The following is a 25,261-nucleotide window of genomic DNA, read 5'->3' on the forward strand; positions in this document are numbered from 1 at the left end:
AAATAGTGCCGAAGTCCACGGTCGCAATCGACACCGGAAATCGGCTTCATCCCGCACAACACGACAGCTTCGCGACATCCTTGGCGAAAGTCTGTGCGGCGAGCTTCAGCCCCTCGACCGTGGTCAGATAGGGAAAGATCGTCTCGCCGAGCGCCTTCGTCGTCATGCCGACCTTCAGTGCCATCACGAGCGTCTGGACACTGTCGGCTCCCTCCGGCGCCATGATCACGCCGCCCAGCAGGCGGTCGGTCGCCCGGTCGGCGACCAGCTTGATCAGGCCGCGCGTGTCGCGGGCAGCAAGCGCGCGGGGCACGTTGTCGAGGGTCAGCACGCTGGTCTTGACGTCATGACCCGCCACGCGCGCCCGCGCCTCGGTCAGCCCGACGCCTGCAACCTGCGGATCGGTGAACACCACCCAGGGCATCGCGGCGTTGTCGTATCGCTCCGCCCCGCCCAGAACGGCGTTGCGTGCCGCGAGCTTGGCGCCGTAGGCGGCCATGTAGACGAACTGGTCGCGGTCCGTGACGTCACCCGCGGCAAAGATCCCGGGCTTTGTGGTCTGCATGTCGTCGCCAACCCGGATCGCACCGCGTGCGTCGGTCTCGACGCCCATCTCAGCCAGGCCCAGCCCCTCGGTGTTGGGTGCGCGTCCCGTCGTCAGGACGAGGCGGTCGGCCGTCAGTTCGCGCTCCGCGCCATTCACCGTCACGGTCAGCACCGCACGGTCTCCGTCGCGCCGCGCGGCGTGATAGGTTGCGCCGTCAAGAACCGTGACATTCTCGGCGCGCAAGACCTCGGTGAGCGCCTCGGACACCTCCGGCTCGGTGCGCGGCAACAGGTGCGAGCGGCAGACTATGGTGACCTGGGTGCCCATCCGCGCCATCATCTGCGCCAGCTCCACGCCGATATAGCCGCCGCCGAGAAAGATCAGGCTTTCGGGCAATCGGTCCAGCTCCAGCAGCGACGTGCTGTCGAGCGTTGGTGCGTCCTGGATCCCAGGGATGTTGGGCACGGCGGGTCGGCCACCGGTCGCGACGATCACCTTGGGAGCCGTGATCCTGCGCCCGCCGACCTCGACCCCGCCGGGGACGAGACGCGCCGGCCCCTCGTCGAGATAGCTGACGCCCTCGTAGCCCGGCAGCAGGTCGGCGTACTTCTTCTGGCGCAGCGTCGCGACCAATTCGTCTTTGGCGGCGACGAGCGCCGCCCAATCAGATACCTGCGCCTCGCCGTGCAGGCCCGGGAACCGGGACGCCGCCCGCGCACCGTGCAGGGCTTCTGCGGCCCTGATCATCGTCTTGGAGGGCACGCAGCCTACGTTCACGCAGGTGCCGCCGATGGTACCATGGCCGATCAACGCGACCCGCTTGCCACTTTCGGCGGCGGTAATCGCGGCCGAGAACCCGGCCGATCCGGCGCCGATCACGGCAAGGTCGAAATCGCCCTTGGGCGCGCAGCAATCGTCTTTCATCAAGTCATCCATCCGTTCGAGTGGTCTGCCGCCGCTGCCGTCTCCAGACCGCGTACACGGTCAGCGCGCCGAAAAAGGCGAGCGCGGGCAGCAGAACGTAGTCGAGCCATCCCAGCCAGGCCGACAGGCCCAAGGTGCCGAGAAACACGACCAGTACTGGCGTGAAGCAGCATAGCGCCGCGATCACGGTGCCGACGATCCCTGTCGCGATCAGCTTGCGGTCGGTCTGCTCAGTCATCCCGTCAGCCCGCGACGCGCGCCGGGTAACCTGCATTGGCCGACGCGGTCGCTATGGCGTCGGCGCTCGTCGCGGCGGAGTCGAAGAACACCGTGGCCGTGCGGGCCTCGAAGTCGATCTCGACGGTGCGCACACCATCGACGCCTTCCATCGCACGCTTCACCGTCACCGGGCAGAGCGCGCAGGTCATGTTGTCGACCGCGAATGTCACGGTCTGCTCGGCGGCGACGGTCTGCGCGGCAACAGGGATGGCCGTGATCGGCGCAACGGCAGTCAGGCCGAACAAGGCGAGTGCAAGGATCTTCTTCATGTGGATGTCCTTTCGGGGTCAGTAGAGAAGCGGGGCCCACCAGTCGATGGTGAGTGCTGCGACAACGAGGATCAGGGAGGCCCAGAGCGCGGTCTTGGTGATCCGCGCCGAGGACGGGCGCGCGCAGTAGGAACCGGGCTCGCAGACGGTTGGTTTGCGGAAATAGACCTGCCAGAAACCCGCCCCGATGAAGCCGAGCGCGATCACAGCGAAGATCGGCTTGTAAGGCTCCAGCGCCGTCAGGTGGCCGATCCAGGCCCCCGAGATGCCGAGGGTCAGCAACACCAGCGGCCCGATGCAGCAGGCCGAGGCGAGAAAGGCGCCGAGCACCCCGCCCGCCGCGAGCCAGCCCTTTCGGGCCGGTTGATCCGCGCCCGTGCTGTCCGTTCTGTCGTCTGTCAGCGCCATGTCGCGCACCTCTCGCCTGTGATTGAGGAGAGGTGTAGGGTCTGTAGCAACTACAGGCTCAAGAGGAAACTTGCCCATGACCGATCACGAGCGCGAGAGCGGCTTCACACGCGGCGACCTGGCCCGGGCGACCGGCTGCAACATCGAGACGATCCGCTATTACGAGAAGACCGGCCTGCTGCCCGATCCGCCCCGGACCGACGCCGGCTACCGGATCTATTCCGCCGCACACGCCACGCGCCTGCGCTTCATCCTGCGCGCCCGCGAACTCGGGTTTTCTATGGAGGACATTCGCGGGCTGATGGGGCTCGAAGACGGTGCCGCGCCGACCTGCGCCGAGGTCAAGGAGCGGACGGAGCGCCACCTTGCGGACGTGCGGGGGAAGATCGCAGACCTCAGGCGGATAGAGAAAGTGCTCTCAGTGACGGCGGCTCAATGCTCTGGAGAGGATGTCCCGGAATGCCCGGTTCTGGAAACGCTCGAAGGCTCGTGACTGCGCCGGGATCTGCCACGTGGGACTCAGCCACCGTCGACACACGCCCGCGCCTGGTCGCGCACGGCCCGTTTGACCCTTGCGTTACAACCGGACGCCTGCGCCCGTCATGTCGGCGGATCACCGAGGAGTTCTTCGACGCGCGTCTGGAGCATGGGCAGCACGTCTTCTTCGAACCAGGCATTGCGCCGGAACCAACTTGCGTTGCGCGGGCTTGGGTGGGGCAGCAAGATCACCTCGGGCCAGCGCGTACGCCAGTCCCGCATCGCATTCCCAAGCGACAGGTTCATGGTTTCAGGCAGGTGCCATGCTTGCGCATGGCGTCCGATCACCACGGTGAGGCGCACATTGGAAAGAGCGTCGAGCAATGGCTGCCGCCAGCGGGGCGCGCATTCGGGGCGCGGAGGCAGGTCACCCGATGGTCCGGTTCCGGGAAAGCGAAACCCCATAGGCAGGATGGCAACCTTCGCAGGATCCCAAAAGGTGGCCGCGTCGAGGCCGAGCCAATGTCTTAGCCGCACCCCTGAAGCGTCGTCGAATGGGCGCCCAGCAAGATGCGTCCGCCGCCCCGGTGCCTGGCCCGCGATCAGAATGCGCGCGCCTGCACCGATCTGAACGATCGGACGCGGCCCGAGGGGCAGTGCCGCGCATGCCGTGCAGGCGGCGACTTGCGTGCGCAGCCGTTCGATCTCGGCCGGGCCGTGATCAGGCGCTGAATCCGCCATGGACCAGTTCGATCTTGTTGCCCCAGGGATCGCGCAGATAGGCGGCTAAGACGCCGGGCATCGGATAGGCGGCACGCTCTCCCGGTGCGCCCTCGTCACTGGCCCCGGCGTCGAGCCCGGCGGCATGGGCCTTTGCGACCGCCTCGCGATCCGGCGCTGCGAAGGCGACGTGAGCGCCGTTGCCCGCGGAGGCCAATCCTCCATTGAAGGGAGTCAGGAGCAGAAAGGCTACGCGGTCACGTCCGAAGGCGGCGAACCCGTCTCCTTCCGCGAGGCAGCGTATGCCGAGGACGTCCAGAACGCGGCCATAGAAGGCGCGCGCCGCAGGCACGTCGGCAACCCCGAGGCTGAGATCGTCGATGGTGGTCATGGGAACTCTCCTTGTGAACGCTGGTTGATCAACGGTGTGTCGAGACGAAATTTCAGGAATGTCGCGCCGGAGTGGTCCTGCCGGCCGACAGACTGCGCCCCTATCCGGTGCAGCGCACCGAGGTTGCGGCGCGAAGGCGGCAGGAGGAAGGTGACGAAGGGGATGCGCGGATCGGCGCGCGCGAAGTCGAGCGCCGCATGCGTGATCCGCTGGCCAAGCCCGAAATCCCGCGGCCGCAACACGAGGCCAAAGTCCCATTCCGCGTCTTCCTTCTGGAAGCCACCCCAGCCGACATACCGTTTTCCGGCCAGGAAGGCCCAGTGGCCGAGACCGTCGCGCGCCCAAGCCGCCTCTTTGGCCGCCACGAAGGCCCGCGCCTCCGCCTCGCCCCAGTTGCCGGTCAGCAATGGCATGTGCGCGCGCAGACGCGGATCCGACATGTGCGCGACGAGGTCCTCAAGTGGCACGTCGGTCAGCCGCGCGAAGCGGAGGGCGGGGACGGCGCCGATCATGCCGTTTGCCGGAGCGTGAGGCAGGACAGCTCCATCATCCGCGACAGCGCGCTGTCCCTGCGGCGCAGGAAGTCGGCCAGCCTTTCGGGATACTCCGCCGTGACCGCGTTCCGCACCGAAGGCCTCTCGGCCAATGCGCGACGCCATTCGGCCATCCCCGACAGCCCATCGAAGACGCCGAAGTCGGCAATCCGGTCGAAGGTGTCGAAGTAGCGGAAGACCGGCGCGAAGACCGCATCGACCAGGCTGAATTGCTCTCCGGCGAACCAGGGACCGGGGCGAAGCTGGCCTTCCATCACCCGGAACCGGGCGTGGAGCGCCGCGGCCTTTCGCTCGAGCGTCCCGGAATCGGGGGCGGTGTAGAACCCGGCGATGTCGTTCAGGCATTCCGAGGCGAAGCCGATCCACGCGCGGTGCCGTGCGCGCTCGACCGGGTCGGCGGGATGCAGCGGCTGGGGCAGCGTGTCCTCGAGGAATTCGAGGATCGCGGCGGATTCAAACAGCGCCGCCTCGCCGACCTTCAGGACCGGCGTCCGCCCGAGCGGTGACAATGCCAGAAACCAGCCGGGCTTGTTCGCCAGATCGACGGTGACGCGCTCGTGCGCCACACCCTTTTCGGAAAGCGCGATGGCGATGCGTTGGACGTAAGGGCACAGCGCGTGGCTGACGAGTGTGATGGACTGTGTCATTCTATTCGCCTCTGGAAATGGCGCGCAGGCCGCCCTGGGGGTGTCTGGGGAACAGAGGGCGGCCCGTGCGTGCGTCAGGCGCCGGACCGGGTCCGGACGGTGACGGTTCCTTTCATGTGGGGGTGATAGGCGCAGAAGTAGGAATAGTCGCCGGGCGCGTCGAACGTGATGCGTGCGCGGCCGCCCTTTTCCAGCGTGCCGGTATCCCAGCTTCCGTCCTCGGCCGTGGCGGTGTGCGGCGCAAGATCGGCGTTCGTCCAGGTGATGCTGTCGCCCACAAGGACTTCGACGCTAGCCGGATCGAAGGCGAAGCTGGCGATGCGCACCTCGACCTCGTGCGTGCCGTCATGGGCCCGCGCAAGCCCCGGCAGCCCGGCCAGGGACAGGGCCGCGCCCAGCCCCCGGCCGAACCCGCGCCGGGTCAGGGGCGTCAGCCCGCGCACGTCAGCCCCGCGACCATGTTCTCCGCGTGCTGCTCGTGCGCCTTGAAGGTCACCAGCGCGTCCTCGAGCAGCGCCTTCAGCGGCTCCACCGTGACGACGGGGATGAAGCTTTCGGCGACGGTCTTGTTGACGACCTGATGATAGCCGAGCTCGTTGGCCGCATAGGCGCAATCGAACGCATTGCCGGTCAGGGCCATCAGTTCGGCCCGCTTGGCGGCCGCACCCTCGACCAGCGCCTGCGACAGCCCGTTGTCCTGCGGCGTCACCTGCAGTTCGGCGATCAGCGCGCCCGCCGCCTCGTTGACGGCGCTGTGGTCGCGGATCATCGTCTGGGCGAATTCGCGCACCGCCTCGTTCTCGGAAACCGCCAGCGCCAGATGCGCGTAGCGGATGTCGAGCCCGCCCGCCGTATAGGCCGTGTGGGCGATCTCGAGGTCGTTCATCGGCTCGTCCGCCTGAGCGGCGAAGCCAGTCGTGGCGAGGGCGAATCCAATGGCAAGGGTCAAGGTCTTCATGGGAGTGTCTCCGGGTTGGTGGTTTGAATGTCACCGATCTGCCCGAGATCATCCGGCGTTTGAATGCCGGAAAGTCCGGAATTCATGCGAGATCGTCCTATGAGCTGGACGTGCCTGAAATTGCTGATAAACTCTTGGCCATGTTGGACCTGCTCAGTGACATCCTCACCCGCCTTTCGCTTCGTGGTACGCTTTACTTCCGCACGAGCTTCACGGAGCCTTGGGGCGTCCGCGTGCCCGCCTTCCGCGACGTGGCACGTTTCCACTTTGCCCATCGGGGCGAGGCGCTGGTGCGTGTCGCGGGGGTGCCGGTCCCCGTGCACCTGGCGCAGGGCGACCTGATCGTGATTCCGCACGGAGCGGCCCATGTTCTGTGCTGCCGTCACACCGGACCCGACGAGGCCTTGCCGCTGGACGACGTGCTGTCCCGGTCGGGGTTTCCTGGCCACGGGACGCTGGTCTGGGGCGGCGACGAAAGCCCGCGCGATACCCAGCTGATCTGCGGGCACTACGCGCTGGCCGAAGGGTCAAGGCACCTGCTGTTCGACCGCCTGCCCCCGTTTATCCACCTGCGCGGCTATGGCGAGGAGGCGGGTCCCTGGCTCGAAGCCACGCTCAAGGTGATCGGGGCCGAGGCCGGCCGCGCGCGTCTTGGCGGCGATCTGATCGCGCTGAAGATGTCCGAGGCGATCTTCGCCCAGGCGATCCGCGCCCACATCGAGGCGGAGCACGAGACCGATTGTGGCGTGGCCGGTTTTGCCGACCCCCATCTTGCAAGGGCGCTGACCGCCTTCCACCGTGCGCCGACAGCCGACTGGACGGTCGCAAGCCTCGCTCGCGAGGCGGGGCTGTCGCGGACGGGATTCGCCGAGCGGTTCTCGGACCGACTCGGCGTGACGCCGATGGCCTATGTCACCTCCTGGCGGATGCAGATCGCGCGCGAGGCGCTCGCAGCGCGGGGGCTGACGGTGGCCGAAGCGGCGGAAGTCTCGGGCTATGCCTCGGAATCGGCCTTCAGCCGGGTCTTCAAGAAGGAGATCGGCCTGTCGCCCGCCGCCTTCCGTCAGTCCGGCTTCGCGCGTCACGAGGCAGCTTAGAGCTTCGTCCGGATTCTCGGACGATCTGCAATACACTGCGGACTTTCTGAAATTCATCGTCCGCAGTGTTGCCATTAGGTTGGAGGTTGCGACGGCGTCGCTCGTCGTTTGATCCCCAACCGAAAGGACCCTGCGCCATGCGCTTCGTCACCAAGACCATCCATGCCTGGCTCGACTACCCCGTCGCGCTGGCCCTCATCGCCCTGCCCTTCCTGCTCGGGCTCGGCACCTCCAATCCGCTCGCCCTCACCATCTCGCCGGTCGTGGGCGTCGCGGCGTTACTGCTGACCGTGTTCACCGACCACCACCTCGGCGTGATCCGCGTGCTGCCCTACAAGCTGCACCTCGCCGTCGATCTGGCGGTTGGCCTGCTTTTCCTGATCCTGCCCTTCGCGCTCGGCTTTTCCGGGCTCGATGCCGCCTACTACTGGCTGAACGGCGCCGCCGTCGTCGCGGTCATCGGACTCTCGAAACCCGAAACCGCGTTGGTCGCGGCCTGATCCCTCTGCATATCGAAAGGACCTATCCAATGGCTCGTATCACCCAGATTTCCGACGCCGCCGCCACCCCCGAGGCCGCCGCACTCTTCACCGCCATCAAGGGCAAGATCGGCATGGTGCCGAACCTCTACCGCGTCGCCGCGAACCAGCCCGCAGTGCTGACCGGGCTTCTCGGCCTTGGGGAAGCGCTCGGACGCGGCGGCTTCGACGCCCGCACCCGCGAGGCGATCGCGCTGGCCGTCGCCGGGGCGAACGCCTGCGACTACTGCGCTTCGGCCCACGCCGCGATCTCGGCCGGCCTGAAAGTTGCCCCTGAGGCGGTGACGGCGCATCTCGCCGGACGAGCTGATGACCCGCGCACGGCGGCGATCCTGAAGCTTGCGGTCGCCATCGTGGCCGCGAAGGGGATGGTCGTGGACGCGGACCTCGATGCCGCACGGGCTTCAGGGCTGACCGAGGCCGACATCGTCGAGGCGGTTGCGAACGTGGTGGCGAACATCTTCACCAACTACCTCAACCACGTCGCCGCCACCGACATCGACTTCCCGGTCGTCTCGGCCGGAAAGGCCGCCGCCTGAGCGGAGCCAGTACGCGGCGGCCGCGAGAGGCGCGGCCGCCGCCTCTACAGACATCCGTGGTCATCAAATTTTCACAACAAGAACAACATATTTCTCGTATCAGGCGTGAACTTTCCAAGTTGCTGCCAAGGCTCCCGACCGATGCAAGCAGAAAACGAGACAAGGCTGCCGCACCTTTGTCCCCGCGATGCCCGCTTCTCTTTTGTATCGCTCAAGACCTGTCGCGCTGTGCTCAGTGAGCTGCCTAATCGGCACGAACGCGCCTGCTCCCGCATCACAGAATAATAGCTCAGAATCTCAGCGTAGGCGGATCCATCCGGCAGCGAAGTCAACTCCTTGGCCGCACTGCACGGACATGACCGCGAACCTGTCATCATCAATTGCTCGTCCCCGGAGAACATTTTGAGGCGCCGAAGAGTCCAATCTCTGCCAGCGCACCGAAGTATCCGTGACCCAGCGCGAAATCGCTCGATCAAAACTTAAGCATGCGCTGCAAACGACATCGCCGAAATTTTTGAAATCATGGTTGAATCGCCACCATCCGTCATCTGAACTGACACACTAGACTGCCGCGAACAGGTCGATCCAAAAGCGTATTCACCCTCACCCTCCCAACAACTCCTCAATGAAATCCTCCCGCGCATCCAACACCGCCTCCCATTCCTTCGGCACCGCCGCTTCCCGCTCGAGCGTCTCCGGCTCTGGTTGCCCGCGTCCGGCCTCCATCGCCATCACGCTCATAGCGCGTGCTTTGCGGCGTTGCGAACGATCCCGAACAGGCGCGCGTTCGGCTGTTTTCTCGGGTCCATTAGCGCCAACCTCGTCGCCACCATCCCCTCCCCAAGGCCCCACACCCTGCACGCTCGGCGGGTACGGAAACGGCTTGCCCTCCTGGCGGGCCAACATGGCCTTGAAGAACGGATCATCGTAGTATTTGATCCGGCTCGCCTTGATCGGGTGCTGGGGTGAGGCGAGGATGATGACCTCGTCGGGGTCCATCAGTCGCGCCTCGGTTTCGGATAGCAGCGGCCGCTCTTCCAGCCGAGCCGAGGTCGAAGTCGCGCCGAGGAAGCCCTTGTTGCGGCCATACATCCGGGTGACCGCCTCGCGGGTGGTGCTGCCGACCGCGGCGGAGACCTCCTTCACGGTCCGCTGGTCGCGGGGTGTGATGTAAAGCTTCAGCCCTGCCCCGTTCTCGAGGCTCTCGCGGCCTTCGGGCCCGTAGATCCGGTCAAGCGAGGCCAGCGACTGCGCAATCATCGCGACGCGGCCGCCGTAGCTCGCCAGCGAATGGATCGCCCGTTCGAGATAGGGCATGGCCCCCATCTGCTGGAATTCGTCGATCATCATCATGACGGGCCAAGGCTCGCCCTGGCCGGGCTCGTTCAGGCGGATCGAAGCGATGAGATCGGCGAACATCAAGCGCAGGAGCGGCGCCAGCGTCGCGATGTGATCCTCAGAGACCGCGATGTAGAGCGACTGCGGGGTCTTCCGAAAGGTCGAAAAATCGAAGTCGCTCGCCTCGGTGGCCGAGCGCACCGCCGGGTTGTCCCACTGCTTGAGACCGGCGGTCATAAGCGCCTGGATGTTCGAGGTCAGAAGCCGCGATGAGGCTGAAGCGGCGTTGGTCCAGAGCTCGCGCAGGATGTCCTCCTCGGCCTCGTCGGCATAGGTCTTGTACTGGGCGTTCTTGTACTCGCCCCCGGCAACGATCTTGTTCACCTCGCCAAGGTTCGGCGTGCCGCGCTGGATCGCCAGAAGGCAGGCCGCGACAAAGATCGACTTGCCGGCCTCAGAGAAGGTGTCGAGCGTCTTGTTGTCCTTGTCGAGGAAGAGGTCGGCCAGGATCGAGACCTCGGTGAAGCGCTGCGCGAAGCTCGGGGCCTTGGCGATTCTGGCGAGCGGATTGTAGCGATGCGTGGCATTGGCCCAATCAAACGGGCTGAAGCGATAGACCTCGTCACCGTTGAGGGCCCGCACCCGCGCGGTCTTCTCGAAGTTCTCGCCTTTCACGTCCAGCACCACGACCGAGCCCGCGAAACTCAGCAGGTTTGGGATCACGAAACCCACACCCTTACCGGCCCGGGTCGGCGCCACCATCATCACATGCGGGATGGTGGTAGAAGAGATGAACTCGGCCTTGGAGGTCGGCGAGCCGAGTTTGCCGCAGACAAAGCCCTTGCCGGGTGCCTGAAGCATGTCGTTCTTCTTCAGCTCCGCCTTGGTCTGCCAATGGGCGGAACCGTAGTCGTCGCGCTCCTTCTTCCAGGTCCAGGCCAGCGCCAGGGCGCCGAGACCGATCGCCCCGAAGCCGACGGCACCGAACCCCACCTTGAAGGCGTCGGGGTGCGCCAGCCTGGTGCCAGCGCTCGCCTTCCAGAGCGCCAGCATGTCGAAACTGCCGAACCCGGTTTTCAGGGCAAGGGTCAGGTAGAAGGCGGCGACGATGGTGCCGATGACGGCGCCGCAGATCACACCGAAAAGAAGCGCAGCCCAGAGGGGAAGTGTCTTGGTCATGGTGGCTATCTCCCCTTTAGAATTCCATCTCGTCATCGAGACCGCGGTCCCGACCGAGATCACGCCCCAACTCCTGCGCCTCCTGCTGGCCGCGCAATCGCGCCACCTCGGTCGCCTTATCCTGCTGCAACCCGGCGGCACGGTCGGTGAAGACCTGATCGCCGGTCTCCTCAAACGTCATCTCCAGAAACTCCTGCGTGACAGTGATCTGGTCGAGCTTGCTCGGCAGGGCCGCGTCCAGCACCTCGTAGTTGCCACGGCGTAGCTCGGCCAAGCCCTCTTCGCCCAGCTCCTTGAAAAGCTCGGATTGCAGGGTCCGCTCGAGCACCTCTTCCTGTTCTTCGGTGAGCTTGCCATCCCGCAACATGTCGGCGAGGTCCTGCAGGTAGGGATTGGGCGTCCGGTCGTCCTCGTCGATGAGAGGCAAGGTCGCCTCCTCCTCGTCCGCGAGGGTCCGGCCGATCTCGACGCCCATCTCCTTCGCGCGTTCCATAAGCGCGTCCATCACCCCGTCGACCTTCTCGAGCGCGACATCCAGTTGGTCGTCATTGGCCGTCTCAACGCTGAGGCCATCCTTCGCCAGCACCGCGTTCATGTCCCGCTCGACCCAGTCCTGTGCCATGCCGTAGTTCCGCGTGCCACCCGCCGCGATCCGGGCCACCAGCTCTTCGCTGTCCATGCCTGCCTCTTCGGCGCGCTCGAGCACGTCACGCAGCCCTTCATCATTGCCAGCCTGAAGTGCCGCGATCAGCACCTCGCTGCCCGCCCCCGGCGGATAGGGTTCTTCAAGCTGCTTGCCGAAGCGCGCGCGCAAATCCGGGTCGGGCACCATCTGCGAGAGATCCGCGATGATCGGCGCGGCCTTGGCCTCGAACGCGGCACGCTCGGCCGGGTCCAGTTCTTCGGCCTTGAGCCTCAGCGCTTCGATCGTGCGCTCTGAATAGTCGATCGCGTCACCGACGGTCTTGATGTCCTTCATGTCTATCTCTCCTTCGGTGAAGTTCCACGGCGTGCCGGAACCAAGCCCGTCCGCCATGCCGCGCACGGCGCGCGCCATGTGGCGCTGGTCCATCCGGTCCAACAGGTCGGCGAGGTTTCTGTAGTCCTTGGCGAAGCCCACGACCTGTGCCTGCGCGATTGCGGATTCCTGGGCCGTCATGACAATCTCGCGCGGCAGGCGGGCCTCTTCCTTGGCGCGGTAGATTTCCTCGATGCCTGCAGGCTTCTCGAAGATGCCGCGCTCGAGCCGGGTGGTGGCGTCGAGCATGACGCCATAGCCTTCCGCGATCTCCGCCTGCTTCTCGCGCATGAGCTGCGGCGACATCACGCCTTCGGCCCAGCAGGAAAACCAGGTGCCCTTCTCGACGCCGCGATTGTTCAGGATGATATGCGTGTGCTTGTGCGCCCGGTCGTCATGGACCGCGAGCACATAGTCCCACTGATCGCCATATTCGCCGCTCTCGAAGAAATGCTCCGTCCAGTCCATGGCGATGTCGCGCACCTGGTCGACCGTCACGTCGGTCGGGAAGGACAGCAGCATGTGCGAGGTAAACCCGAGCTTGGTCGAGCCGCGCCAGGTCACGGCCCAGTCCTCGATGATGTCCTCTTTCTGCTCCTCAGAAAGCACCGCCGCATCGGTCAGCGCGTTGGTCATCGTCGAGTAGGTGTAGACCGCCTTGTCATTGATGTAGGAGAGCTGCGCCCCGAGCGAAGCACGCGTCTTGCAGCCTCCGGCCCGGATCCGCTTGAAGACCGCCGCGCGGCTCTGACCCGACGCCGCCTTCAGCGCGTTGCGTGCCGACAGGGATCCGACGCGTATGAAACTGCGACCCTGCCGACGCCCTGCCAGCCGGGCGGCGATCCGCGCCGCGGCCTGGCCCCGGATGCGCTCATCCTCCCAGAGCCGCCCCATGACCGAGGTGTAGAGGGCGAGGGGATCAGCCATTACTGACAAGCCTCAATCCGCGTTCGATCGTGCGCGGGGTGCCCTCCAGAACCGCGCCATCCGCCCCCTGCCCTTCTTCCTTTTGCGGCCACTCCTGATGACGCAGCGCCTGCGCCGCATCCTTCATCCGGCCCATCTCACGGCTCATGGACTGCGCCAGATCGAGCAGCTCGATCAGCACCGCGCGATCCGCCTCCGAGACCACGAGCCGACCACGATGGACCGCCTTGGCGAGGGCCAGTCCGGCGTCGCTGACATCCTTAGCCCGACGCCATGCGGCGCAGAATTCCACGACCAGATCGCGCGGCACATCGAGGAATCCGCACCGTCCGCGCAGCACCGCATTGAGCGCCTGCGACCGGTTGGCATAGCCCCGTTCGCGCCACTCCGCATCGAAGGCGTCGATGTCGGTTCGGCTGGCTCGGAACGCCACCGTCTCGCTCGGTTCGCGCACCGCGATCCCCTCGCCCGCCTCTTCTTTCGCAAGCCGGTTCACATGGCGCGGAGAGATGCCAAACGCCGCCGCCAGCTCCTTCGCGCTCTCGCCCGCTGCAAAGCGCCGCGCGACTTCGATGCGCTCTTCAAGCTTCAGGTTTTTCGCTGGCCTCGGCACTAGGACGTTCTCCCGCTTCCCAGAAAAGGATGCATGCGCAGACGCGCGCGAGGCAGCGATTGCCCGCAATCGCGTTCGCGTGCGGCGGAGCATTCAACTTTGCGGGAAACGCCCATGACAGACCCCTCGGACAAAATGTGCAAACATTGGGCATATCCTGCCAACGTCTTCCTTATCTCCTTCGCTTATACTTCAATACATCACATTGTGCAATATTACGTTTTGCGTGTCGTATCTTTTTGCTGACATTGGACGCCATCAAGACCGCGCGTAGCGGCGCGACATGGAACGAGTCCCGCCCTCATCGATGCAGGACAACCAGGTCGAAAAAGCTTCCGAAACTTGTGCTCGAGCCGCACGCGACGACGAGCAGTCCAAGCGCCCGAACCAGCCACGGATCGGGCGCCAGGAACACGAAGACGGCCCGCGCGAGATAGCGCGGGTAACACCCTGTGAGGGCGTCACGAAGCTTCAGAGAGACGGCGTCAGACCCCTGCGGATCCGAAGACCCGCAGGGGTGTCTGGGTCAGTGACCCTGTCCCTGATTGTGCAGATCGTCGTAGCGGCTGCGGGCGATCAGCGCCTCGGTCTCGAGGCTGTCGAGGGTCTCGGGATGGGCGTCTTCATCAAAGGCGGCGAGGTAGGCCTCGAAGGCCATGTCGGCTTGCAGTTCGGCGAGGTCGATGGATTGTTCGAGTGTCATGGTGTGATCCTTTCCGTTGATCGTCGTTGGACGGATCGTGGAAAAGACCGGGGGCATGAGAGCGGGCTGCACCCGGCACGGGGCGGAATGAAATGGAGCACGCCGGTGACGGGTTTGTTGTGAGCGATGCCCCGCAGCGCTCAAGGCGCAGCCGTCCAGAAACCTGCCACCGGCGTTGCCGGCCGCTCGACCCCGGGCTAGCGATCTGATGGGCCAACAAGTCGACAGAAAGGCGCGCGGCAGTGACCCTGACGTGAGACGTTGCCCCCCGGACACATGACGTTTGTCTGCGGTTTACACCCTCGCGGCAAAGGGTGAGTTCGCTGCCCTGGCAGCTTCGCCAACACGACCCGGGCGCGGGTTGCTCGAATGAGAGAAGGAGTTCGCTTGCCTCGCTCAGCTGGCTGCCAGTTCTCCCTGCGGACATTCGGTTCCGCCTCGGGTTCGCGCGATCCACACTGTCACTGAACTGGGCGATCGGAGCCGCATCTGCGACCTATCCAGCTTCCTACCCGCCACGGCGACGTTGTCCGAAATATGACGCATCCTTCGGACACGGGTTTTGGACCCGAACTGCTGCCATTCCTCAGAACGAGAAAAAGCCAGACCGCCGGAGCGGTCTGGCCGTTGGCTTAGGCGGCGTCTTTGGGACCCCAGGGGATGACGGCCTGCAGGGACGGATCGTCCTGGTTCGCGGCCTTGCCGAGGTTGGCGTTGAAGCCGTGGTCGCGGATGGTCAGCGTGTAGTAGTCGGCGCCGGTCTCCTTGTTCTGCTTCTTCCAGATGCCGCCGCACTCGACCAGCTTGCCACGCGGAGAGCGGCCGAGGACGCGGTGCGTGGGGGCCATCGGGTTCGCGCTCGCGACGGGTTCGACCGTGATGTCGAGGTCGAAGGTCAGGGTCGAGATGGAGCCTGTGCCCTTGGCGGTTTCGATGTCGGCGCTGGTGAATTTGATGCAGTTTGTGGTCATTGCTCTTCTCCTTGTTTGCGTTGCAATGATGGTCACCTTGCAGCTGGCCAAGGCCCGGCCACACCGAAGGCGAAGCGAAAGCGGAGAGGGGCAGGTGCCGGTCTTTTTGGTGCGCGAGGAATGGCCCGCAGGGACAGGGGAAAAAGATCGGCGACAACCTTTGTGGACGGGACGACAGCTGCGACCAGCTTGTCATGCAACTCAGACACCCGGAGAAGTGCGGTGGCCGCGAAGGAAGGTGGGTGAACTGCAAACAGAGAGGCTGCGGGGGTCGGTGTCTTCTCTGTCTTCTTGCACCGATCCGGACCCGGGCGAGTCAGAGCTTTGCCTGACCCTGGCTCACGTGCCGCAACGGCTGGTTTCCGTGGCAAGGCGATGTGTGTTGTCTGGAAGAGCAGTAGGGATGCCGTCGAAGCCTCTACAGCCTGCTCAGCTCACCCGGATTTCGAAAGGACCCTCCACGGCAGACCGAAGTATTACGATTTGCGCGTCACGACGACCACCGGCCTTGTGCCAGCTGCGGCCAATACAATCCGGCGGTCGTCGGACGTCGTTTGCGGCCCATGATGACGGGGCGGGACAGCATGTCCAGCAATGCAAGAAATAACACCGACCAAGACGCGAGGTACGAGTTCACTGTTGTCACGCGCCCGCCCCAGAGACCGTAACCGGAACGGCCGAGATGAAGCGTTGCCACGACCATGCGACGGCTGGTCGGGCTGGCTCTGGAGGAGACTGCTCGGCCAGCAGCACGTCGCAGGGAGAGGCAGCGTATCAGCTCGGGGAGGTCGGCTGCGCGCAGCCGACGAGTAGGGCGCGGTCCTGACCAAAGGGCAGGAGGTGCCAAGATCAAACAACAGGACTTCTGAGGCACAATTGTCATCCTCTGTTACAAGGACCAAACTGGCGCAAATTTCCGAGAATTCCGAAGGCAAGCGGCACTAACGCTCGCAGCTTTTCCAGTGACGACAAAGGAGGTTTTTGCCATGCCTGTTCTAGGAACAGCTTTCGCTCTGCTGCAATTCAGAAACCAGATCGGGCATGTGTTCGGCAATCAAAGCGTATGTCAACTGTTCGCCACGCTTGCTGAGTTTCCTGATCCACTCGTCCGGCATGGCAGAGAAGTCGGTAGGATATCCATGTGCATCTTCTCGTGACACAAGATCCGATGGCGGAACGGCGAGGCGGGAGTCATCCTGCCCAAGAAAGGGCATGGCAAACCTCTTAATCTGTCCAGATGACTTTAAATCGAACAGGCGCTTCACAGCAGCATTCTGAGCCCTGTCAAAGATGCAAGTGAACGTGCTTGTAAGCCGCGCCATGAAGAATTGGCTGGGCGGATCAAATCGCAAACCGTAACCCGCGCGGCAACTTATGATCGTGTCCACGCCAGAAACGTTCAGGCTCACCGAGGAGTCCCGATCAGGCCAAAGCGGCGCAAGGCCCAAGTTGTCGTATACCCCGCCGTCGGTCAGGGTGACGTGCTCCTCGCGCCGCGATCCGTCAGGTTTGTTGAAAGCGAGACGTTCATCAAGCGCCGGCAGAAATAGCGGATATGCTGCGGAGGCTATGACTGCGTGCGCAAGAGTCGTCTGTGAACCGGCAAGTTCCCCGAGACGCCACGATCCGGACTTCTCTCGCGAAAAATAGAACGCCGAACCTGTGCGCAAATCCGCAGCGTTGATAATCAGAAGTGGGCGCGTCGCGGGCAATTCCCGCAACTTAAGTCCGTGAAAGACATCTTCGTCCAAAACCCTACGTAGGATCGTCGTCCTGCTCGCGAAACGCGGCAGCGGTGCGCGTAACTTGTCGAAGCTCCAGCGTGTACGTGCGGTCGGTGGCAGCATCAGCGAAAGGAGGCGCGGTCCGGTCGCGATCGCCAAGATTGCGAGGTTGATCACCCTAAGAAGGGTAGCACAGTAGATCGCGCGCAGGCCTTCGGTGGTCGTGAACACCTTGCGCAAGGCCGGGCGCACCAAGCCGGAGGCAAGCAACGAACGCACTTTCGTCTCGAAGACCGGAAACGGTTCGTCATTGGCCGCATAAAGTGCGCCAATGACGCTTCCCCCCGATACGGTGGAGATGACCCGAACTTCGCCAAGAATTCCCAGATCATGCAAGGCGCGCAGACATCCTAGATGGAAGGCGATGGCGCGGGATCCGCCGCCCGAAAGCGAGAGGCCAATGACGGGCTTACTCATCGGACCGACCCTTCGGCTAGCGGAGAAGAGTCTTCACTATGGCGCATGAATACGACAGCGAGTTCGGCCTCCCCGGCAATCAACATCAGCCCGGGCAAGGTATCCATGTCAAATATGGTGGCGAGCCAATTGATCTGGGACAGGTCGGTAACGCTCGGCATCACCCCGACCAGTGGCGGATGTGAATGCCACTCACCGACGTAGCGCAGCTGTCCGTGTGTCTCAGCCATAGATCGGTCGATCATCTGTTGGACGCCGTCGGTGCCGCGAACGAAGCCGGTTGGCGATCCGGTGCTGTCAACAGGTGCTTTGGCGGCATCGGCAAGGTGTATTTTCCGGGCAGGAATGTCGACGACCCCGAGCAGGATACCTCCCGTCTCTTTCGGCAGGCATTCATGGCGCATGGCCGTGATGCGTGAGCGGAGTCCAGCATCGAGTGATACCTGCCAGCCGTCAATATCGAAGCGACGCACATCCTCCGCAGGATAGGAGAAGCTCCTGACTTGACCCTCTGTACCAAGCGACCAGATCCGGATGATCCCTTCATCAGCGTCGGCGGCCCGTCCCAGACCTTCCGCAACCAGCCCACTTAGGGCCATGACACGCGACTCCGGGATCAGGTTTGTGATGGCACGGCAAGCGCCGGTATAGGCGAAAGTCCGCACCGGGGTTTCCAAATGACCCGAGAGAGCCTCCTCCCGGACGACATGCCTCAGATACTGCGCTTCCAGATCGCGTAGCGTGACGCTGCGATCGATCGGTTCGGCCAGCAGAACGGCGGCATCCCCCGCCGGGCTAAAAAAGATGCTGAACCGCCGAGCCTTGGATTCATGGTCAGAGAGGAAGCGCTCCGCCAGCAAAGAAGCGGATGCATCCACGATAATGTCGGCGCTATCGAGCGCAGCATCAACGTCGTCATTTCGCTGCCCTTCAACCCCTACCTGGGCGGTTATCGCTGTAGCCACAGAATCTTCATCGTCAAGAATGTTCGCCAATGCCCCGGCGAGCAATTCAGATTTGCGCCTAGTGACGTCGCCGCCGAAGCCGATATGACGAGCAAGGTTGTGTGGAAGCAGGACGTCATCGTCTATCACGGTCCAGCGAAAACGCCCCTCTCGGGCAAGACAAGGGGCGACATGGGCACCGATCGCGCCCCCTCCGACGATCACGGCCTTGCGTTCATCCGGGATGATGCGGCCCGCAAGCCGGGTCGCAAGGTCTCGGTCAAAGGTTGCGTGGACTTCGACCGGCAGCACGGCCATCGCTATCAGCGCAGCTTCATCCACAGCTCCGGCGGCCAAAGCGGTAACGAAGCCGGCGGCTCCGCCCTGATCCTTGCTTTCGACCCTGTGAGCAATTCCGAGCGCGACCGCGATGTCACCAACCTTCTCAGCAGTGACGAAGGCCCGAAAATCTGTGCCCTGTTGTGTTCCGTCTGGTGAGGTAATCGGCATCTCGACGACCACGGCTAGGCAGAAATTGATCCGCGCCGCATTAGTGCGCGCGTCGTTCAACCATTCAGCGAGGCGCGTACGCAGGTCGGCAAATAGATCGATCCCACGTGCTGTGAGCAAGTCGGCAAGGCTGCCAAGGTTACCTGGCGCGAACGAAAGCCGCACCATCTGCGCCGGAGGCACTCGATATGCGGCTACCGTCAACGGCAAAGCCAGTGTGCGCCCCTGCAGCTGGGAAAGCGGGATCACGCGCATCAGCGTGCCCGTGTCGTCAGGGACAGCGACGAGATCCTGTGTGTTGGCGTTATCGATCAACGCACGGGACATGATGATGTTGTAGCCGGTCCCGAACATGAGCGGGTCGACCGGCTGCCGGGCGTCATGCAATGCGCCCTCGGCAGCTCGCCGAAACCAGGCAAGGATACGCTGGACAAGCTCGGCCGGTGTCCATGTGAGGCGCGCTTCCGCCCAACTTCGGTCATCGATACAGATCGCGCGGGGTGATCCTTCGGCAGTGAGGTTTTGGTGGGCGGTGTCGGGGAAATCGCTCCGCAACACGTAGACGAATGGCATCGAATCGCCGCCAGCGAAGCGAACGCCAATTCGTTCTGTGCGCCGGATTGGCACGACGCTCTGCTGCGGCATGCCGGTCCTGAAGGTGAGTTCTACAAGCTCACCGGCCCCTCCCCTGCGTAGTGCGACGACGGCAGCGAGCTCGGCGGCATGCCGGTCGACAAACCGTGCAAACGATGCCGCTGCCGAAGAGGTGAGGTCATCGACCTCGATCACTTCGTCGAAGGATGCCGTGAGCCAGGCTTCGACGTCCATTAACCAGCCCTGGGTGACGCCGCCGCGGCGGTTCCAGCAACCATCGGCGCAGCAAGCGCAAGGGCGAAACCAAATGCCGTGATCTTGTATGCGAAGGGCTTAGGATCACTCTTCGACGGGTGCTCCATCGTCACGATGAATTCGCCGTCGTGCGCCACAGTGATGCGACGGTGATAGTTTGCAGCCTGCCGGTGCGGGGGCTGGACGTCGTCGTCGGCCTTCGACCCTTTGACGGGGATCGGCCAGGACGGAGAGATGATGTCGCTGCCGGGTTGGCGCTGATCCTCGAACAGCCACTTGACGTCGGGGTCAGGGACAGTCTCGTTCGAGCCACGCTCCGGCCCCAACGACTTGTAGGAGCAATGGTGCGGCAGCTTCATCAGATCCCAAGCGAGCCTGTCCTCATTGCCGTGCTTCCGGCTGACTTGGACGATCGCAGCCAGCGTCTCGTAATTGACGTCTGAGGCGAGAAGCAGCCTCGTCTTCTGGCCGCCCTCGACAAAGGTGGCCTGCATAACGATCGAATCTTCGTTGCGATCGACGACAGTGTTTTCATCCTGTCGCCAGCCGAACGGGCAGTGCACAAAAAACTCTACCTTCTCTGGTCCAGTCAGTGCGTACCCAGGCACGAGTTTGCCAGCATCCACAATCAAGTGCTTGCGGCTTTCAAAGTCGATGCCTTCCGCCTCCATCCAGGCCTTTAGCCGATCGGGGCGAGAGAACACTCGAATACCCTTGCCCTGACGCAAACGGTACCGTGCCTCCGCACGGACCAATCGCGCATCATCCTTCAAGTTCTCTTCCAGGATTGCCGCTGCAGGTACCCAGAGTTCCCTGATCTTTACGCGACCCTTGCCTTGGTAGAGCGCAGCATGATCGAGCCAGAAGAAGTCACCGAAACCTTTACAGTGATCGGTGTCAGTGTGAGTGATGCAAACTGCATCGAAGTAGTCGCGGTCCGCTTTATGCAAGTCGCGGCGGAGTGTCGCCGGCAAGTCGCAACGCTTGTCATCTTCATCGTCGTCGCAACGCATTGCGGCGAAGTCGATCAGGATCTTGCGCCCATCAGCAAGGTCGAGGCGGGCGGTATCGGCGTTGCCGAGCGGAAAGAAGTTCACCAGAGCCTGCATTTCACTGTCCTAATATTTTTGCCCGAGCAGATTGGGCCGTTTTTTGACCTCCAGCCCCATGCTGGAGCCTAGCCTTTCGGCGGATAGGGATCATTCCCATAGGAGTTTGCATCTCGGATCTGGCCATTGGGCCGATGGATGACGACCTCGCCTCGCTCTCGGATCGCCGTGGTGCGTGCGGCTGCGGTCGCCTCTGCCTGAGTCGCATGCGTGGATCCGACCCGGGTAGCGCCCTCACGGCGTGCAGCCCAACCATCCCCGTGGGGGACCACATGAATACGCTTTGACATCGAATTCTCCTTATTTTCCTAGCTCGCCTCGATTCGAAACTGTTGACCCCGGCCCTGCGGCATGATTCAAGTGTTTCACAGACTGGTATAGGTCAGAAGCCGGACAAAGTAAACAGTCTTCGCACCACTAATACCAGTCTAAGAAACACTAAGGAGGGCATATGAATATCAACGAACTCGCCCCACTAGTCTTAAGGCGACGGGGAAACATGGGGGTTAGGGCTGCCGCGAAGGAGATCGGGATCAGTCCAACGACACTCACGAGGATCGAGAAAGGGCATGTCCCAGACGTGGGCACGCTCAACAAACTCAGCGAATGGTTGGGGGAGGAGCCTTCGAAGTTCACCGGCGTTGGAGACCTTCAAATCGCATTCAAGAACAGGAAAGCCGTCCCGCAAGCAACCGCTCTCGCACTGGCAGAACTCATCACCCAGGCCTCGCGACAATTCGAACAAGACGTCGAGGCTCGAGGACACTAAGTGGCATTCAGACGAGGGTTCAAATCTCAATGTGAGCGGCGATCGGTCGAGTTTCGAAAACAGTTCGGTCTGTTGGATCATGATGCGCTGTCTGCCGACCGTTTGGCGGAGGAGCTTCGAGTCACCGTTTGGTCTACCGATGACGTCGATGGGATATCGGAAAGCGCCAGGTCGGTTCTGAGCGACGAGACCGATCAATCGTGGTCCGCCCTCACGATGAGATTAGGCGCGGCCCATCTTGTCGTCCACAAACCGGTCTCCTCTAAAGGTCGCCGCAACAACGTGGTGATGCACGAGCTGGCGCACATCATCTTGGGTCACGAACTTGCAAAAGCCTGCATCCTGGAGGACGGCTCTCTTGTTCCAGGTAATTTCGATCAAGACCAAGAAGACGAAGCCGACTGGCTGGCCGGAGCCTTGCTGCTGCCCCGGCCCGCCCTTCTGTCTATTCGTCGTCGGCGCATGTCAGATCGCGACGCTTGCGAGGAACATCTCGTCAGTCCGGAGATGCTGAAGTGGCGGTTTCGGATGACGGGTGTGGATTACCAACTGTCGCGCCGCCGCGTCTAACCCATTATAAATATGTAATTATGGTGGGCGCTGTTGTTCACATTCGTGCTTCAGCTATGCTTTTTGGTTTGACATATTCCATTTTTGCGCACCTTAAGTTACTAAATACAGCATACATCAAACCAGCTTGAGTTTACGAAGAGGCCTGAAAGCAAACCATGAGTGTGCAAAGAGGACAAAAGCTCAACTCGTTGCAGCGCCTCCTTCCAGAAGGTTTGGTCGCCAGCTCGCGATGGTTGGACGAGGCAGGTTACTCGAGCGCACTGCGAAGCAAATACGTCGCGAACGGTTGGTTGGAGCAGCCCGCACGAGGGATCTATAAGCGGCCCGGTGCCGAAACGCGATGGCAACACCTGATCATCTCGCTGCAATCACTCATGCGAATTCCGGTCATCGTCGGGGGCCTCAGCGCACTCGAACTTCAAGGCTACGGTCACTACGTAACCATGGGAAAGCGGAGAAAGGTTCACCTCTACACGGAAGCCCCCCTGTCCAAATGGCTCAACGAAATCGACCCCGAGATCGATTTCCAGACGCGAAATGCGAAAAAGCTGTTCAAGTCGGAGGCGATCTTCAAGGCGATCCAAGACCTCCCACCAATTTCGTCGACAGGCAATGTCGAGACATTGGACAACCCCGACGGTGGGTTGAGACTCCATGTCTGGGGTGACAGATCCTGGCCGATGGTGATCTCCCGTCCGGAGCGAGCCATTCTGGAATTTCTGGACGAGATCCCGACACACCAGTCCTTCGAGCACGCTGCAGAACTGTTCACCGGACTTTCAAACCTCAGCCCCAGGCAACTCCAGACGTCACTCGAAAACTGCGGCAGCGTGAAGGTCAACCGACTCTTTCTGTGGTTCGCCGAGCGGAACGATCACGCCTGGTTCAAACGACTCGATCTCGATGCAATCAACATCGGCAGTGGCAAGCGGGTGATTGCAAAAGGAGGCAAGTTGGACGCCAAATACCAAATAACTGTGCCGGAGAATCTTGATGGCAACTGATGAACGGTTCCGACAGCAAGTCGATCTTTTGATCCGGGTCCTCCCCTCAGTGGCTGAAGAAAACGTGTTCGCGCTGAAGGGCGGGACTGCGATAAATTTGTTCGTCCGAGACCTGCCACGCCTGTCCGTCGATATCGACCTGACTTACCTACCCGTGAAAGCCCGGGAAGAATCCCTCGCCGACATAGACGCCGCGTTAGACCGGATATCGAAATCCATCTCGGAAGCCGTGCCTCAAACCAAGGTCGTTCCCAGTCGGCTGCACAAGGAAGGGATCGTCACCCGTCTGGTCGTCCGGACACCGGAAACTCAGATCAAGGTCGAAGTGACACCTGTAGCCCGCGGTTGCGTGTTCGAACCCAGAGTCATGCAGGTTGCGCCGTCGGTCGAAGACCAGTTCGGCTACGCAGAAACCCAAGTAGTTTCTTTTGACGATCTCTACGCGGGCAAGATCGTCGCCGCACTTGATCGCCAACACCCCCGCGACCTCTTCGACGTGCGGGATCTCCTGAGGAAGGAAGGAATCTCGACGTCATTGCGAAAAGCGTTCTTGGCCTACATCGTGAGCCATAACCGGCCGGCTATCGAAGTTCTCGCTCCGACCCGAAAGGACATTCGCTCGGATTTCGAGGAGAACTTCTTAGGCATGACCACGGAGTTGGTCGAACTGGAAGAGCTGGTCGCAACCCGTGAAGAGATGATTGAAGCAATAGTTGCGCAGATGCCGGACGAGCACCGCGCCTTTCTTGTTGGTGTGGAAAGAGGCGAAATTGACTGGAATCTTTCTGGCCTCACGGACGCGGCCAACCTGCCCGCCGTTCGCTGGAAGCTAGCCAATCTCGACCGACTTGAAGCCGAAAGACGGCACAGACAGGCAGAGGAACTTGAGGGCATCTGGCGATGACCGACACCGTGTTTTGGTCATGGCAGAATGACCTGCCCGCAAGACTGAATCGGGATTTCATACGAGATGCTCTAGCCATCGCTGTCGACCGAGTCAGTGAAACTCTCGATGTCGAAGATGTCGAGAGAGTGGCCCTGGATCACGAAACGAAAGCAACCGCCGGAATGGCAGACATCAGCCAGACGATCTTGGAGAAGATATCCAGAAGCGCCGTAATGGTCGCCGACGTCACGCCTATCGCTATGTCTGCTGGCGGAAAAGCACTACCGAATCCGAACGTCATGGTCGAGCTCGGCTACGCGATGAGTGCCATAGGGTTTGAAAGGATCATTGCTGTCTTGAATACGGCGAACGGTGACACCGTTGAGAATCTACCCTTCGATATCCGGCACCGCCGAATACTGACCTACACTTTAGCTGCGGAGGCGACAAAGGCGGAACGGAAAACGGTTCGGGAAGCCCTCATCAAGCAACTGGCCGAAGCCGTCCGGGTCAATATTGATCTGGTCCGCGACGCTAGGTCCGCCGCCGAACCTATTCTGGGCGTCGATGGCGACCCTCATTCGCCGGGCCTATGGAAAGCGGAATGGCCCGTGACACATTCCGACGGCTTCGGTGAAGTTGCTCGTGTAAGGCCTTTGGACTTATCGCGAGCCTGGCTCAGGATCATCCCCGCAGGCTTTCCCAACGGCCGTCCATCGATCACTGCGCTGGAGCAATTGCCAGACAGCGCGCGTCTCCGGGCTCCCACAGGGGCAGGAAGCGGCGGAAATTTCGGATCGTGCCCGTTCGGGTTCGTGACGTACTGGGTCGCGGGCCGGGAAGAGGATGGAACCTGCCGTTCACGAAACCTTGCGGCATACCTCGAAGACAGCGGCGAAATGTGGATGTCAGACGGTGTGGCGTTCACCGAGCACAAGGGCCAGAAACACATCTCTTACGGACATCTGTTCTCCAATTGGATCAGGGGATTGGCAAGCGGTATGGCCTGCCTTGACGCATTGGGCGCGTCGAAGCGAAGACGGATCGTCATGGGGATCGATGGCATGTCGGACGCGGTCTGGCCGATGCAATCCGGCTACGTGCCCGCGAGATCCCGTAAGAGCGGTCTCTTGGTCGACGAAACGGAGCGCGATTGGCCAGATGAGCGGCGCATGCAACTTCTTCACAGGACGTGGAACTCACTGCGAGACGCATTCAGCATCGAGCCGATGACAAAGGAAGAGTTTGCCCAACATTTCGAGGTGCGAAGGAGAAACTGAGCCTTGGAGAATTGCCAACTCGACCGGAGCGTCATCAC

General features: G+C 62.5%; 28 protein-coding genes. 9 read left to right on the plus strand and 19 right to left on the minus strand.

Going from position 1 to position 25,261, the window contains the following annotated elements; all coding sequences use genetic code 11:
* Window positions 1-46 precede the first annotated feature (46 nt).
* The 4 genes from merA to N1037_20815 are packed head-to-tail and all read right to left on the minus strand — an operon-like array spanning window position 47 to window position 2,427.
* A complete protein-coding gene (gene merA, locus N1037_20800) occupies window positions 47-1,471 on the minus strand; it encodes a mercury(II) reductase (GenBank protein ID UWS81695.1) in 1,425 nt (474 codons plus the stop codon).
* A 4-nt stretch (window positions 1,472-1,475) separates the two neighbouring features.
* The gene (gene merF / locus N1037_20805) at window positions 1,476-1,709 is read right to left on the minus strand and encodes a mercury resistance system transport protein MerF (protein ID UWS81696.1); all 234 of its coding nucleotides are present in this window, start codon (window positions 1,707-1,709) and stop codon (window positions 1,476-1,478) included.
* 4 nt (window positions 1,710-1,713) lie between these two features.
* Window positions 1,714-2,019, minus strand: a complete 306-nt coding sequence (locus tag N1037_20810) for a cation transporter (GenBank protein ID UWS81697.1) — start codon at window positions 2,017-2,019, stop codon at window positions 1,714-1,716.
* A gap of 18 nt (window positions 2,020-2,037) precedes the next feature.
* On the minus strand, window positions 2,038-2,427 hold the full coding sequence (locus tag N1037_20815; GenBank protein UWS81698.1) for a mercuric transporter MerT family protein: 390 nt from the start codon (window positions 2,425-2,427) through the stop codon (window positions 2,038-2,040).
* Window positions 2,428-2,503: 76 nt separating this feature from the next.
* Here N1037_20815 and N1037_20820 point away from each other — a divergent pair, with 76 nt between their 5' ends.
* A complete protein-coding gene (locus N1037_20820; protein ID UWS81699.1) occupies window positions 2,504-2,920 on the plus strand; it encodes a helix-turn-helix domain-containing protein in 417 nt (138 codons plus the stop codon).
* A gap of 107 nt (window positions 2,921-3,027) precedes the next feature.
* Here N1037_20820 and N1037_20825 read toward each other — a convergent pair whose 3' ends face one another.
* The 6 genes from N1037_20825 to N1037_20850 all read right to left on the minus strand — a co-directional run bounded on the left by N1037_20825 (window position 3,028) and on the right by N1037_20850 (window position 6,174).
* Complete coding sequence (locus N1037_20825) at window positions 3,028-3,645, minus strand: uracil-DNA glycosylase family protein (protein UWS81700.1); 618 nt, start codon at window positions 3,643-3,645, stop codon at window positions 3,028-3,030.
* Entirely contained in the window at window positions 3,626-4,015 is a 390-nt protein-coding gene (locus N1037_20830) for a VOC family protein (protein UWS81701.1), read from the minus strand. The genes N1037_20825 and N1037_20830 overlap by 20 nt, the downstream gene beginning before the upstream one ends.
* The gene (locus N1037_20835; GenBank protein UWS81702.1) at window positions 4,012-4,527 is read right to left on the minus strand and encodes a GNAT family N-acetyltransferase; all 516 of its coding nucleotides are present in this window, start codon (window positions 4,525-4,527) and stop codon (window positions 4,012-4,014) included. The genes N1037_20830 and N1037_20835 overlap by 4 nt, the downstream gene beginning before the upstream one ends.
* Entirely contained in the window at window positions 4,524-5,216 is a 693-nt protein-coding gene (locus N1037_20840; GenBank protein ID UWS81703.1) for a glutathione S-transferase family protein, read from the minus strand. The genes N1037_20835 and N1037_20840 overlap by 4 nt, the downstream gene beginning before the upstream one ends.
* 74 nt (window positions 5,217-5,290) lie before the next feature.
* The gene (locus N1037_20845) at window positions 5,291-5,659 is read right to left on the minus strand and encodes a cupredoxin family copper-binding protein (protein UWS81704.1); all 369 of its coding nucleotides are present in this window, start codon (window positions 5,657-5,659) and stop codon (window positions 5,291-5,293) included.
* Entirely contained in the window at window positions 5,647-6,174 is a 528-nt protein-coding gene (locus N1037_20850) for a DUF4142 domain-containing protein (GenBank protein UWS81705.1), read from the minus strand. The genes N1037_20845 and N1037_20850 overlap by 13 nt, the downstream gene beginning before the upstream one ends.
* Before the next feature lie 140 nt (window positions 6,175-6,314).
* Between N1037_20850 and N1037_20855 the strand changes: the two genes are divergently transcribed.
* From N1037_20855 to N1037_20865, 3 genes are all read left to right on the plus strand, one after another.
* Complete coding sequence (locus N1037_20855; protein ID UWS81738.1) at window positions 6,315-7,271, plus strand: AraC family transcriptional regulator; 957 nt, start codon at window positions 6,315-6,317, stop codon at window positions 7,269-7,271.
* Window positions 7,272-7,408: 137 nt separating this feature from the next.
* Complete coding sequence (locus N1037_20860; protein ID UWS81706.1) at window positions 7,409-7,771, plus strand: hypothetical protein; 363 nt, start codon at window positions 7,409-7,411, stop codon at window positions 7,769-7,771.
* Between the two features lie 29 nt (window positions 7,772-7,800).
* On the plus strand, window positions 7,801-8,349 hold the full coding sequence (locus N1037_20865; GenBank protein UWS81707.1) for a carboxymuconolactone decarboxylase family protein: 549 nt from the start codon (window positions 7,801-7,803) through the stop codon (window positions 8,347-8,349).
* A gap of 603 nt (window positions 8,350-8,952) precedes the next feature.
* Here N1037_20865 and N1037_20870 read toward each other — a convergent pair.
* From N1037_20870 to N1037_20910, 9 genes are all read right to left on the minus strand, one after another.
* Window positions 8,953-10,866 (minus strand): type IV secretory system conjugative DNA transfer family protein, encoded by a 1,914-nt coding sequence (locus N1037_20870; protein UWS81708.1) that lies wholly within the window; start codon window positions 10,864-10,866, stop codon window positions 8,953-8,955.
* A 16-nt stretch (window positions 10,867-10,882) separates the two neighbouring features.
* Window positions 10,883-12,811, minus strand: coding sequence for a relaxase/mobilization nuclease domain-containing protein (locus N1037_20875; protein UWS81709.1), 1,929 nt, complete (start codon window positions 12,809-12,811; stop codon window positions 10,883-10,885).
* Window positions 12,804-13,424, minus strand: coding sequence for a helix-turn-helix domain-containing protein (locus N1037_20880; protein ID UWS81710.1), 621 nt, complete (start codon window positions 13,422-13,424; stop codon window positions 12,804-12,806). Before N1037_20880 ends, N1037_20875 begins: the two co-directional genes overlap by 8 nt.
* 526 nt (window positions 13,425-13,950) lie before the next feature.
* Complete coding sequence (locus N1037_20885) at window positions 13,951-14,127, minus strand: hypothetical protein (protein ID UWS81711.1); 177 nt, start codon at window positions 14,125-14,127, stop codon at window positions 13,951-13,953.
* A 632-nt stretch (window positions 14,128-14,759) separates the two neighbouring features.
* The gene (locus N1037_20890; protein UWS81712.1) at window positions 14,760-15,098 is read right to left on the minus strand and encodes a DUF736 domain-containing protein; all 339 of its coding nucleotides are present in this window, start codon (window positions 15,096-15,098) and stop codon (window positions 14,760-14,762) included.
* A gap of 995 nt (window positions 15,099-16,093) precedes the next feature.
* Window positions 16,094-17,299 carry a patatin-like phospholipase family protein gene (locus tag N1037_20895; GenBank protein UWS81713.1) on the minus strand — a complete coding sequence of 402 codons (1,206 nt, stop codon included), beginning with the start codon at window positions 17,297-17,299 and terminating at the stop codon, window positions 16,094-16,096.
* Window positions 17,296-19,581 (minus strand): ThiF family adenylyltransferase, encoded by a 2,286-nt coding sequence (locus tag N1037_20900; protein UWS81714.1) that lies wholly within the window; start codon window positions 19,579-19,581, stop codon window positions 17,296-17,298. The genes N1037_20895 and N1037_20900 overlap by 4 nt, the downstream gene beginning before the upstream one ends.
* On the minus strand, window positions 19,581-20,711 hold the full coding sequence (locus tag N1037_20905; GenBank protein UWS81715.1) for a hypothetical protein: 1,131 nt from the start codon (window positions 20,709-20,711) through the stop codon (window positions 19,581-19,583). Before N1037_20905 ends, N1037_20900 begins: the two co-directional genes overlap by 1 nt.
* A 68-nt stretch (window positions 20,712-20,779) precedes the next feature.
* Complete coding sequence (locus tag N1037_20910; protein UWS81716.1) at window positions 20,780-21,001, minus strand: DUF2188 domain-containing protein; 222 nt, start codon at window positions 20,999-21,001, stop codon at window positions 20,780-20,782.
* 161 nt (window positions 21,002-21,162) lie between these two features.
* On the opposite strand from N1037_20910, the gene N1037_20915 reads away from it, so the two are divergent.
* The 5 genes from N1037_20915 to N1037_20935 all read left to right on the plus strand — a co-directional run bounded on the left by N1037_20915 (window position 21,163) and on the right by N1037_20935 (window position 25,223).
* Window positions 21,163-21,480: a helix-turn-helix domain-containing protein gene (locus N1037_20915; protein ID UWS81717.1), complete on the plus strand. Its 318-nt coding sequence runs from the start codon at window positions 21,163-21,165 to the stop codon at window positions 21,478-21,480.
* A complete protein-coding gene (locus N1037_20920; GenBank protein ID UWS81718.1) occupies window positions 21,481-22,050 on the plus strand; it encodes an ImmA/IrrE family metallo-endopeptidase in 570 nt (189 codons plus the stop codon). It abuts the gene before it with no gap.
* 158 nt (window positions 22,051-22,208) lie between these two features.
* Entirely contained in the window at window positions 22,209-23,057 is an 849-nt protein-coding gene (locus tag N1037_20925) for a type IV toxin-antitoxin system AbiEi family antitoxin (protein ID UWS81719.1), read from the plus strand.
* On the plus strand, window positions 23,047-23,961 hold the full coding sequence (locus tag N1037_20930) for a nucleotidyl transferase AbiEii/AbiGii toxin family protein (GenBank protein ID UWS81720.1): 915 nt from the start codon (window positions 23,047-23,049) through the stop codon (window positions 23,959-23,961). Before N1037_20925 ends, N1037_20930 begins: the two co-directional genes overlap by 11 nt.
* The gene (locus N1037_20935; protein UWS81721.1) at window positions 23,958-25,223 is read left to right on the plus strand and encodes a nucleotide-binding protein; all 1,266 of its coding nucleotides are present in this window, start codon (window positions 23,958-23,960) and stop codon (window positions 25,221-25,223) included. The genes N1037_20930 and N1037_20935 overlap by 4 nt, the downstream gene beginning before the upstream one ends.
* Window positions 25,224-25,261: the final 38 nt, after the last annotated feature.

Source organism: Phaeobacter sp. G2, assembly GCA_025163595.1.
Taxonomy (GTDB): Bacteria; Pseudomonadota; Alphaproteobacteria; order Rhodobacterales; family Rhodobacteraceae; genus Pseudophaeobacter.

Coding starts and splice junctions, on each gene's coding strand:
- merA (UWS81695.1), bottom strand. CDS start 1,471: ATGAAAGACGATTGCTGCGCGCCCAAGGGCGATTTCGACCTTGCCGTG.
- merF (UWS81696.1), bottom strand. CDS start 1,709: ATGACTGAGCAGACCGACCGCAAGCTGATCGCGACAGGGATCGTCGGC.
- N1037_20810 (UWS81697.1), bottom strand. CDS start 2,019: ATGAAGAAGATCCTTGCACTCGCCTTGTTCGGCCTGACTGCCGTTGCG.
- N1037_20815 (UWS81698.1), bottom strand. CDS start 2,427: ATGGCGCTGACAGACGACAGAACGGACAGCACGGGCGCGGATCAACCG.
- N1037_20820 (UWS81699.1), top strand. CDS start 2,504: ATGACCGATCACGAGCGCGAGAGCGGCTTCACACGCGGCGACCTGGCC.
- N1037_20825 (UWS81700.1), bottom strand. CDS start 3,645: ATGGCGGATTCAGCGCCTGATCACGGCCCGGCCGAGATCGAACGGCTG.
- N1037_20830 (UWS81701.1), bottom strand. CDS start 4,015: ATGACCACCATCGACGATCTCAGCCTCGGGGTTGCCGACGTGCCTGCG.
- N1037_20835 (UWS81702.1), bottom strand. CDS start 4,527: ATGATCGGCGCCGTCCCCGCCCTCCGCTTCGCGCGGCTGACCGACGTG.
- N1037_20840 (UWS81703.1), bottom strand. CDS start 5,216: ATGACACAGTCCATCACACTCGTCAGCCACGCGCTGTGCCCTTACGTC.
- N1037_20850 (UWS81705.1), bottom strand. CDS start 6,174: ATGAAGACCTTGACCCTTGCCATTGGATTCGCCCTCGCCACGACTGGC.
- N1037_20855 (UWS81738.1), top strand. CDS start 6,315: ATGTTGGACCTGCTCAGTGACATCCTCACCCGCCTTTCGCTTCGTGGT.
- N1037_20860 (UWS81706.1), top strand. CDS start 7,409: ATGCGCTTCGTCACCAAGACCATCCATGCCTGGCTCGACTACCCCGTC.
- N1037_20865 (UWS81707.1), top strand. CDS start 7,801: ATGGCTCGTATCACCCAGATTTCCGACGCCGCCGCCACCCCCGAGGCC.
- N1037_20870 (UWS81708.1), bottom strand. CDS start 10,866: ATGACCAAGACACTTCCCCTCTGGGCTGCGCTTCTTTTCGGTGTGATC.
- N1037_20875 (UWS81709.1), bottom strand. CDS start 12,811: ATGGCTGATCCCCTCGCCCTCTACACCTCGGTCATGGGGCGGCTCTGG.
- N1037_20885 (UWS81711.1), bottom strand. CDS start 14,127: ATGACACTCGAACAATCCATCGACCTCGCCGAACTGCAAGCCGACATG.
- N1037_20890 (UWS81712.1), bottom strand. CDS start 15,098: ATGACCACAAACTGCATCAAATTCACCAGCGCCGACATCGAAACCGCC.
- N1037_20895 (UWS81713.1), bottom strand. CDS start 17,299: ATGAGTAAGCCCGTCATTGGCCTCTCGCTTTCGGGCGGCGGATCCCGC.
- N1037_20900 (UWS81714.1), bottom strand. CDS start 19,581: ATGGACGTCGAAGCCTGGCTCACGGCATCCTTCGACGAAGTGATCGAG.
- N1037_20905 (UWS81715.1), bottom strand. CDS start 20,711: ATGCAGGCTCTGGTGAACTTCTTTCCGCTCGGCAACGCCGATACCGCC.
- N1037_20910 (UWS81716.1), bottom strand. CDS start 21,001: ATGTCAAAGCGTATTCATGTGGTCCCCCACGGGGATGGTTGGGCTGCA.
- N1037_20915 (UWS81717.1), top strand. CDS start 21,163: ATGAATATCAACGAACTCGCCCCACTAGTCTTAAGGCGACGGGGAAAC.
- N1037_20925 (UWS81719.1), top strand. CDS start 22,209: ATGAGTGTGCAAAGAGGACAAAAGCTCAACTCGTTGCAGCGCCTCCTT.
- N1037_20930 (UWS81720.1), top strand. CDS start 23,047: ATGGCAACTGATGAACGGTTCCGACAGCAAGTCGATCTTTTGATCCGG.
- N1037_20935 (UWS81721.1), top strand. CDS start 23,958: ATGACCGACACCGTGTTTTGGTCATGGCAGAATGACCTGCCCGCAAGA.